6 protein-coding genes are annotated in these 8,723 nt (G+C 63.2%); 4 read left to right on the top strand and 2 right to left on the bottom strand.

Translation table 11 applies throughout. The features are described 5' to 3' along the window. Positions 1–105 precede the first annotated feature (105 nt). Positions 106–2,439 (bottom strand): EAL domain-containing protein, encoded by a 2,334-nt coding sequence (locus tag PQQ95_RS25940; RefSeq protein WP_408442339.1) that lies wholly within the window; start codon positions 2,437–2,439, stop codon positions 106–108. Between the two features lie 110 nt (positions 2,440–2,549). Beyond that, a complete protein-coding gene (locus PQQ95_RS25935) occupies positions 2,550–3,695 on the bottom strand; it encodes a GGDEF domain-containing protein (protein ID WP_408442336.1) in 1,146 nt (381 codons plus the stop codon). A 594-nt stretch (positions 3,696–4,289) separates the two neighbouring features. On the opposite strand from PQQ95_RS25935, the gene bcsD reads away from it, so the two are divergent. The 4 genes from bcsD to bcsA are packed head-to-tail and all read left to right on the top strand — an operon-like array spanning position 4,290 to position 8,721. Next, a complete protein-coding gene (gene bcsD, locus PQQ95_RS25930) occupies positions 4,290–4,745 on the top strand; it encodes a cellulose biosynthesis protein BcsD (protein WP_408442333.1) in 456 nt (151 codons plus the stop codon). A 60-nt stretch (positions 4,746–4,805) separates the two neighbouring features. Next, entirely contained in the window at positions 4,806–5,735 is a 930-nt protein-coding gene (gene bcsP, locus PQQ95_RS25925; RefSeq protein WP_408442330.1) for a cellulose biosynthesis protein BcsP, read from the top strand. Beyond that, complete coding sequence (gene bcsQ, locus PQQ95_RS25920) at positions 5,732–6,520, top strand: cellulose biosynthesis protein BcsQ (RefSeq protein ID WP_408442327.1); 789 nt, start codon at positions 5,732–5,734, stop codon at positions 6,518–6,520. Before bcsP ends, bcsQ begins: the two co-directional genes overlap by 4 nt. Then, entirely contained in the window at positions 6,517–8,721 is a 2,205-nt protein-coding gene (gene bcsA, locus PQQ95_RS25915; RefSeq protein WP_408442324.1) for a UDP-forming cellulose synthase catalytic subunit, read from the top strand. Before bcsQ ends, bcsA begins: the two co-directional genes overlap by 4 nt. The last annotated feature ends 2 nt before the right edge of the window (positions 8,722–8,723 follow it).

Below are 8,723 nucleotides of genomic sequence, written 5' to 3'. Positions count from 1 at the left end.
CGAACAATTCAAGAAAAGGCCAACACCGCAAGCCGCCCACACAAGCTGCGCCCCAAATATCCCACTAACAATTAAAAAAAACCAAAACCAACCACAAAAAAAAATTCACTCCCCCGCCGGCCAAGGCAACCCCACCACCGACCAATCCAACTCCACCCCAATAACAGACCGCTCAGCAGCAAACTGCACAGCCAACGTAACCGCCACACACGGCCGCCCACTAGCCAAAGAAAGATAAGGATTACTAGCCACAGCCACCCCAGGCAACAAAACCGCATTACGAAAATAAGGCCGATGATCCCACCGCGCATCCCGCGGATTCGCCACCGGCTGCAGCGAAGCCCCATCACCACGCCACGCCGGCCCCCGCACCTCATGCCCGATCTGCCGCCCCGAATCATCGAGAATAAAACAGCTGATAGCGCGATCAAACGTAGCCAGAAAAGCAAACGCCTCACCCATCGAAACACCGGCCAGCAAAGCATCCGCAGCCAGCCTCAAAGCAGCCCGGTAAGGCTCCACCTCCGACTCGAACAACGCATACTGATGCGCCCTCCCCTGGGCAATCACATCAAACGCATCATCGATCCGCCGATGCACCGACTCAGGCGGCGCAATCTCGGCCGCCGGCCGCCCGAGCAAAAAACCCTGCGCAAAATCCACATTCGATTCCACAGCGAGAATCAGCTCCTCCGTGGTCTCCACACCTTCAACCACCACCAGCATCCCCGCCTGATGCAGCAGCGAAACCAGCTTCGGCAAGATCGGCTGCTCGGTGCCATGACTGGTCGCACGAATCAGCTCGCCGTCGAGTTTCACGAGATCCGGGCGAATCCGGAGCAACCGGTCGAGGTTCGATTGACCCGCGCCGAAATCGTCGACGGCAATCAGAAAACCATGCTCGCGGTACAAAGCCGCCGCCCGCGACATGTCGTCGACGCTGCCGCCATGCGATTCCAGAATCTCGAGAATCACCCGCTCAGGTTCGAGCCCGACCGCCCGCACGGTCATGGCGAGCTGATCCGCGTAACCCTCGGCGATAAACGTGGCCGGCAGAATATTGAGGAACAGCCACGCATCGCCAGGCAGCGATTTGCGCGCATTGCACAAATGCACGGCATGACTCGCGCGATCGAGCGCGCCTTCGTCACTGGAGGGCTTCGGCGCGAACAGCACCACGGGCGGCACCAGCGTGCCGTCGGCCTGCTCGCCGCGCAGCAACGCCTCGAATCCCACCTGCTTCTGATGCGACAAACTGTAGAGCGGCTGGAAGTGCGAGGTCAGGTAGTAGTCCTCCCAGCGGTGCCGCCGCGCCAGCGCCCCGTCTTCCGCCAACCCGTCGCCGGCGAGCATCTGCAGCGGCTCGATCGGCAGCGCGCGTTCAGCGCATACGCGGTTTCTGCCTGAATGTTTGGCGCGCAGCAAGGCTTCGTCGGCGCGATCGAGCAGCACCATGATGCTTTCGCCGCTCCGGTGTTCAGCCACGCCGAAGCTCGCCGTCAGATAGCCGTCCGGCCGTTCGATCGCGGCAATCGCGCCGCGCAGGCGCTCGGCCAGCGCCAGCGCACCCGCCAGCCCGTCGCGCAGCAGCACGGCGAACTCCTCGCCGCCGATCCGGCTCACGCTGTCGTCCGCGGAGGTTTCCTCCATCAGCACCTGAGCGACCTGGTACAGCGCATGATCGCCGATCGCATGGCCGAAGCGGTCGTTCAGCGATTTGAAACTGTCGATGTCGAGAAAAATCGCGCTGACCCGCGCCCCGGGCATCGTCGTCTCAAGGCGGCGCTCGCCCTGCTTCACGAACGCGCGGCGATTTTGCAAGCCGGTCAGCGGATCGGTCGCGGCGAGCTGCGCCAGTTGGCTCTCGAGCAGAAAGTGATTGCGCCGGAACCGGTAGAAGCCGAAGTGAAACACCGCGGAGGTCGGCATGCCAATCGCCACGATCCACATCCACACGACGACATCGACGTCATGCGTGCGCAGATCGCCGAACAGAAAGGCAAGCGCAGTCCCATAGAAGAGCGTACTGCCGACGAAGAAATGCAGCGGCGTGAGCCAGAGCGGCGCGGCGCAGACCGGGATCACCACCATGGCGGGCAGCATCCACAACAACGGTTGTTCGACGCCGGAGACGTTCAGCGCAAGGCCCGCCACCAGCACCAGGGAGTACGCGACGCCGATGGCACCGAAGGTGCTGGTCGAGCCGGCGCGCGGAATCGCCATCACCAGCAGGGCAAGCACCAGCGCACAGGCGAGCCGGTAAGCAAGCGGCGTCGCCGGACCGCTGACCATATTGCGCGCGCCCACCAGACACAGGAACGCGACAACTGTAAACGCCATCGTGACCGTCGACAGTGGACGCTGATGTTCCAGCGAGCGTCGATGAAAACGATCGCGCAAACCGGGATCGGACAGTTGCTTCGTTGAGGTGGAAAGCATATTGATAGCTATCAGGCTGGCTCCGGTTACTCCACCAATGGATAACGGCAACCGTCTGATAAATATTTATGCCCTGCCCGCAAATAGTATTGCGCTCCGCTTCTTAAAGATTACGCCGCCATTACACGATCGCGGCCCGAGGCCTTGGCGGCGTACAACGCGCCGTCGGCCCGCGCCATCAGCTGGGCGAGCGATTCATCCTGCCGATGCTGGTCCACGCCGACGCTGAAGGTGTACTTCAGTTCACGCGGCAACTCGGCTGGCGCAGCCGCCGCGAGCCGGACCCGCAGACGCTCCATCAGGCGCACTGCTTCGGCCGTGGTGGTTGCCGGGCACAGCACGCCGAACTCTTCGCCGCCCAGCCGCCCGAATACGTCGCCGCCCCGCAGATTACGGGTGACAAAGCCCGCGAAGTGGCGCAACACCCGGTCGCCGGCGGCATGGCCATGGCCGTCGTTGACCACCTTGAACGAATCGATATCGATAATCGCCATCGCCACCGGCGAGGCGGTGCGCGACGACGCCTTCAGCAGCGCGTCGCCGACCGCGAGAAACGCCCGGCGCGACAACGCGCCCGTCAGGTCGTCGATATTGGCCAGCCGCTCGAGCCGCTCGGCGAGACGATCGTGCGCCAGCAACACCACGCCGATCGAAATGGAAGGCGGCGCGAGAATACCGAGTGCGAGAAAAGCGACATTGCTCGGCGTCACCTGCATCAAGCCGGTCTGCATCAGCGTGCCGAAGCCGTACATGATGCCGCGCGAGGCATGTCCTGCGCATAACAGCACGGCCGCTACCGCAAGAAAATAGTAGCTATAGCGTGGCCGGTTCGAGGGGCGGTCGCGCAGCATTGTCACGGCGAGCATGGCGTAGAGGCCCGCATGAAACGCCGAGGTCACCGTCACCCGCGCGTTGAAGTCCGGCGTGATGAAGGTCCAGTAGATAACACCGATCAGCACAAGAAGCGCACCGGCATAGGCAGCCCAAGGTCGCGTGCGACGCCCCAGAAAACGGTAGCAGCCTTCCAGGACCAACAGCAGCGAAATGGCCAGCAGTTCGTTGGCCGCCACGAAAGTCAGCCAGCGCGACGCATGTCCTTGCGACGCAAAGGCAAGGAGCGCCACGATCGCGATGGTATTGGCCGAGATCCAGTAGCCGACACCCGGTATCGCCGCCCGCCATAGCGAGCCGAGCACGGCGATTCCCATGGCGCCGGACAGAATCGTGACGGCCAGGATAGTGAGTGGATTGAGCATTGTTGTTTTAAATCAAACGGCATCGTCATAGCGCATCACGCCCCTGCGTGTGCCTGTGCGCGCTTGTGTTCCGCGCCGTGTGGGCCGGTGCGCGCAGAGCCAGGCGGCGCCAATCCATAAGCTTACTGGTCCAGATGACAGTTGGGGGCGCAGCGAGCCGGAAAGATTCAACAAGCGCTTCCGGCTGCGGCAAATGTCCGGCGCAACCCGCGTAACCCGACTCAAATCGTTGCATTTAGCATGAAACCGGAAAGCGAAAACATCGGCGCCATCTGCCGTTAATCAATCAATCGAAAAACACATTCGCGCCGGGCATCCACGATGGAAAAGCGGGCAGCCAATTCATGCGGCAAAAATTACGCCGCGAAAGGCATCTGCCGCAACCGTTTGCGCGTATAAAGCAGACGAATGTAAAGTGGCTAAAAGTTAATGTCTTAAGTAGACTTCTGCGAAGTGTGGCGGATAGAGCAGACCAACTCGGTAAAAATAACCTAGGACGCGTGCAATGCGCGCCTTCCCGTAACACTTTCAATTGTTCGGCCGTCAGCGCCCGTTTTGTTCGCGGTTTGAAGCAGCGGCTATTTCCCGGAAAATATGGTCCCAATTCTCGATTACCTGCTGGAACGCCAAGTCTCGCCACAATGGCGCGGCATGCTGACTGCACTCGCGACCGAGTTCGAAGCGCAGATCGGTCCGGACGAACTGCGTCAACTGATGTATCGCGTCGGCTGCCGGTTTGCCGAGGCGCATCAATTGCCTGCGTGCGGATCGACGGCCGAGCTCGCTCAGGTGTTGAATCTGCGCTGGCATGACATGGATTGGGGCTACGTCGAACTGTCCGACGAGCCGGAGTCTCTGCGCATCGTTCATTACTGCGCGCCGCTGCAGGCATTCGGCAACGCGGCGCTCGCATGGACCCCGGCGTTTCTCGAAGGCGTCTATCAGACGTGGTTGAGCGCGTTGGGTGCAGAGGGCCTGTCGGTGGCGCAAACGAGCGCGTACGGCGCAGACACCGCGATCGAGTTCCGGCTGGGGCGGCACCCTGTATGAGCGGGCCGCGCAAGCGGACTGGCCAGGACAACGCAAGTCTTTAGAAAAGACGGTGGCACTATGACTTCATCGAGCGACATCGAAAAACTATTCGAGCATTTTGGCGGCGACGCCAGCGCGTACCAGGAAATCGGCCGCGAAAACGAAGCGCGTTCGGCGCGCACACGTTGGCCGCTCCTGGTGACACTGGATCTGACCCAGCCGACGATTCCCGCGATCAGGCAACGTCGCGAGGTTGCGGGCGAGACATCGGCGCAAAACCCGGCGCCCGCTGCCGATCGTCAGGACACGGCGCCCAAGGACACCGCTTCGGTCACGCGCGCGAAGGCGCCGCTGTTCACGCGCTCGCATCGGCGGGATATTCCGCCGGTCGTCGTCACCGCTCAGCCGGCTTCGTCGCGCGGCGCTTCGCGTTTCGGCGCGCTCGAAACAAAAAGCGACGCCACGTCAACCGCGCCGGCTGCGCCGGTCGCGACGCAGATCGATGCGGCACCCATCGTGGCCACGCAGGCTGCGGCTGCCGTTGCACCAATCACGCCCGCCGTACCGCAACCCACAGCGAGCATGCCGCCAGTCGCGGTGACGCCGCGCGCCGACATCCCGGCTCTCACACCGCGCGCGCCCGTACCGGCGCCGGTCTTCGCGCCGACGCGGATGCAAGCACCGGCGCCTGTCCCGGCATGGACGCAAGCCCCCGCCCAGACACACACCCTGACATGGGCGCAAGCGCCCGCCCGTCCCTACTCGACGGCGCCCGCGGCACCGAAGCCACCTGCTTCGATCCTCGGCAAACTGTTCGCTCCGCAACCCGAACAGGCGCAACAACACGCCGCCGCCTCGCCAGCCGAATCCGCCCCGCTGCAATCGGTCTTCGATCGCCTGCGCGGCACCCCCGCCCAAACGGCCGCCGCGCCAGCCCGTGCGCCGCGCGCCGCCACGCCCGCCGCCGCTTCCAATTCGTGGCTGGTCAACGGCCCGCGTCGCTCATGAAAGTCATTGCGGTCGTGTCCGCCAAAGGCGGGGTGGGGAAAACCACCCTCGCCGCCAATCTCGCTTCCGTGCTGGCCGCAAGCGGCCGGCGCGTGATTGCCCTCGACCTCGATCCGCAGAACGCGCTGCGTCTGCATTTCGGCGTGCCGCTGGACAGCATCGACGGTTTGTCGCGCGCGACCTTGACAGGCGATCCGTGGCAATCGGTGATGTTCGACGGCGTGGACGGTGTGACCGTGCTGCCCTACGGCGCGGTGCTCGAAGAGGATCGCCGCCGCTTCGAAGCGCATATCGACCAGGATCCGAGGTGGCTCGCGCAGGCGCTGCAAACGCTGCAACTCGACGCGTCCGACATCGTCATCGTCGATACCCCGCCGGGTTCGTCCGTGTATGTACGCGCGGCGTTATGCGCGGCCACCTTCACGCTGAACGTGGTGCTCGCCGACGCGGCTTCATACGCGGCCATTCCGTTAATGGAACGGCTGATTGAAACGTATGCGGCGCCGCGCCCCGAGTTCGGAGGCGAAGCTTATGTGGTCAATCAGATCGACCAGTCACGCCAGTTGACCAAAGACGTTCTCAAAGTCTTGCGCCAGATGCTCGGCGACAAGCTCTTCCCGGGCGTGATCCATCTGGACGAAGGCGTGAGCGAAGCGCTCGCCTGCGACACCACGCTGATTCACTACGATCCACTCAGCCAGGCGGCCGCCGACTTTCGCTCGTGCGGCAACTGGCTGATGGCGGCGGTCGATGCGATCGCCGTCTCGCCGAGGAACGTCGCATGAGTACGTCTCAGTCGCAGGACATCGAGGCCGGCGAACCGTCGCGGCTCGAACGCTTCGTGGACGCGCGCTTCTGGAACAGCCGGATCGTGACGGGTCTGGTCACGCTGTTCGCGCTGATGACGCTGTACTTCGTCTTCACGGTGCCACTCGCGTTCTACGAGCAACTGACGTTCGCGACCTGCTGCTTCGTCACGGCGCTGCTGTTCCGCCGCCTGCCCGGCCGTTACGCGACGATGGTGATGATCATGCTCTCGGTGGTCACGTCGGGCCGCTACATGTACTGGCGGCTCACGTCGACGACATACTGGGAACATCCGCTCGACGCCATATGGGGCTTGCTGCTGGTGTCGGCCGAAGTCTATTCGACCCTCGTGCTGATGCTCGGCTACTTCCAGACCGCCTGGCCGCTCAAGCGCACGCCGATGCCGTTGCCCGCCTCGCGCGACCTGTGGCCGACCGTCGACGTATTCATTCCGACCTACAACGAGCCGCTCTCGGTGGTGAAGCCGACCATCTACGCCGCGCTCGCGCTCGACTATCCGGCCGACAAGATCGCGATCCACGTGCTCGACGACGGCCGCCGTCCCGAGTTCAAGGCGTTCTGCGAGGAAGTCGGCGTCAACTGGACGATCCGCACGCACAACCGCCACGCGAAAGCCGGCAACATCAATGAAGCCCTGAAGATCACCCAGGGCGAGTACCTCGCGATCTTCGACTGCGATCACATCCCCACCCGCTCGTTCCTGCAGATCGGCCTCGGCTGGTTCCTGCGCGACAAGCTGCTGTCGATGCTGCAAACGCCGCACCACTTCTTCTCCGCCGATCCGTTCGAACGCAATCTGGGCACCTTCCGCAAGGTGCCGAACGAAGGCGAGCTGTTTTACGGCCTCGTGCAGGACGGCAACGATCTGTGGAACGCCACCTTCTTCTGCGGCTCGTGCGCGCTGCTGCGCCGGACCATGGTCGAAGAGATCGGCGGCATCGCGGTGGAAACGGTGACCGAAGACGCGCACACCGCGTTGAAGCTGCACCGCCTCGGCTACACCACCGCCTATCTGGCGATCCCGCAGGCGGCCGGTCTCGCCACCGAAAGTCTCTCCGGCCACATCGGCCAGCGGATTCGCTGGGCGCGCGGCATGACGCAGATTTTCCGGATCGACAATCCGCTGACCGGCAAGGGTCTGAAAATCGGCCAGCGGCTGTGTTATCTGAACGCGATGATGCACTTCTTCTACGGCATCCCGCGTCTGGTGTTTCTCACGGCGCCGCTGTCGTATCTGTTCTTTGGCGCGCACGTGATCGAAGCCGCGGCCAGCACGATCGCGATCTACGCATTGCCGCACATGTTCCACGCGAGCATCACCAACTCGCGCATGCAGCGCTCGTTCCGCCATTCGTTCTGGGCCGAAGTGTACGAATCGGTGCTGGCGTCGTACATTACCGCGCCGACCTTGCTCGCACTGATCAACCCTAAGCTCGGCAAGTTCAACGTAACGGCCAAGGGCGGCCAGATCGAGAAGAACTACTTCGACTGGGCGATCTCGCGGCCCTATCTGTTCCTGCTGTTGCTGAACCTGATCGGCTTCGTGGTCGGCATCGTGCATATCTATCTGAACTGGCACATCCGCAGTGTGGTGAACACGACCATCCTGAACCTCGGCTGGACCACCTACAACATGCTGATTCTCGGCGCGAGCGTGGCCGCGGCCAGCGAGCGCCGGCAGATTCGCGCGGTGCACCGCGTGGCGATGACGATGCCGGTGATGCTGAAGTTCTCGACCGGCCGCACGCTCGCCTGCGAGACCATCGACTACTCGGAAGGCGGCGTCGGCGTGGCGCTGCCCGCGAAGATCGAAGTGCCGATGCACGAACGCGTGACCGTGTCGCTGTTTCGCGGCGACGAGGAATACGCCTTCCCCGCCACCGTCGGTTTCACGGAGCCGGGCCGGGTGGGCCTGCGCTTCTCGGCAATGACACGCGAACAGGAGTACGAGTTCGTCAAGACGACCTTTGCGCGCGCCGACGCCTGGACCGGCTGGGCCGAAGGGCGTCAGCAGGACACGCCGTTGCGCGGTCTGTCGCATGTGCTGTCGGTCGGCGCGCGCGGCATCGTGGGGCTCTTCGAGCATCTTTATGCCGACCTTCGAAGCTCGATGAAAAGCCGTCCGGTGGACGTCAAGAAGCTAAAAACCAAAGACTGATC

The organism is Paraburkholderia caffeinilytica, from assembly GCF_046030355.1.
GTDB lineage: Bacteria > Pseudomonadota > Gammaproteobacteria > Burkholderiales > Burkholderiaceae > Paraburkholderia > Paraburkholderia caffeinilytica_B.
This window is presented reverse-complemented; position numbering and strand designations above follow the sequence as displayed.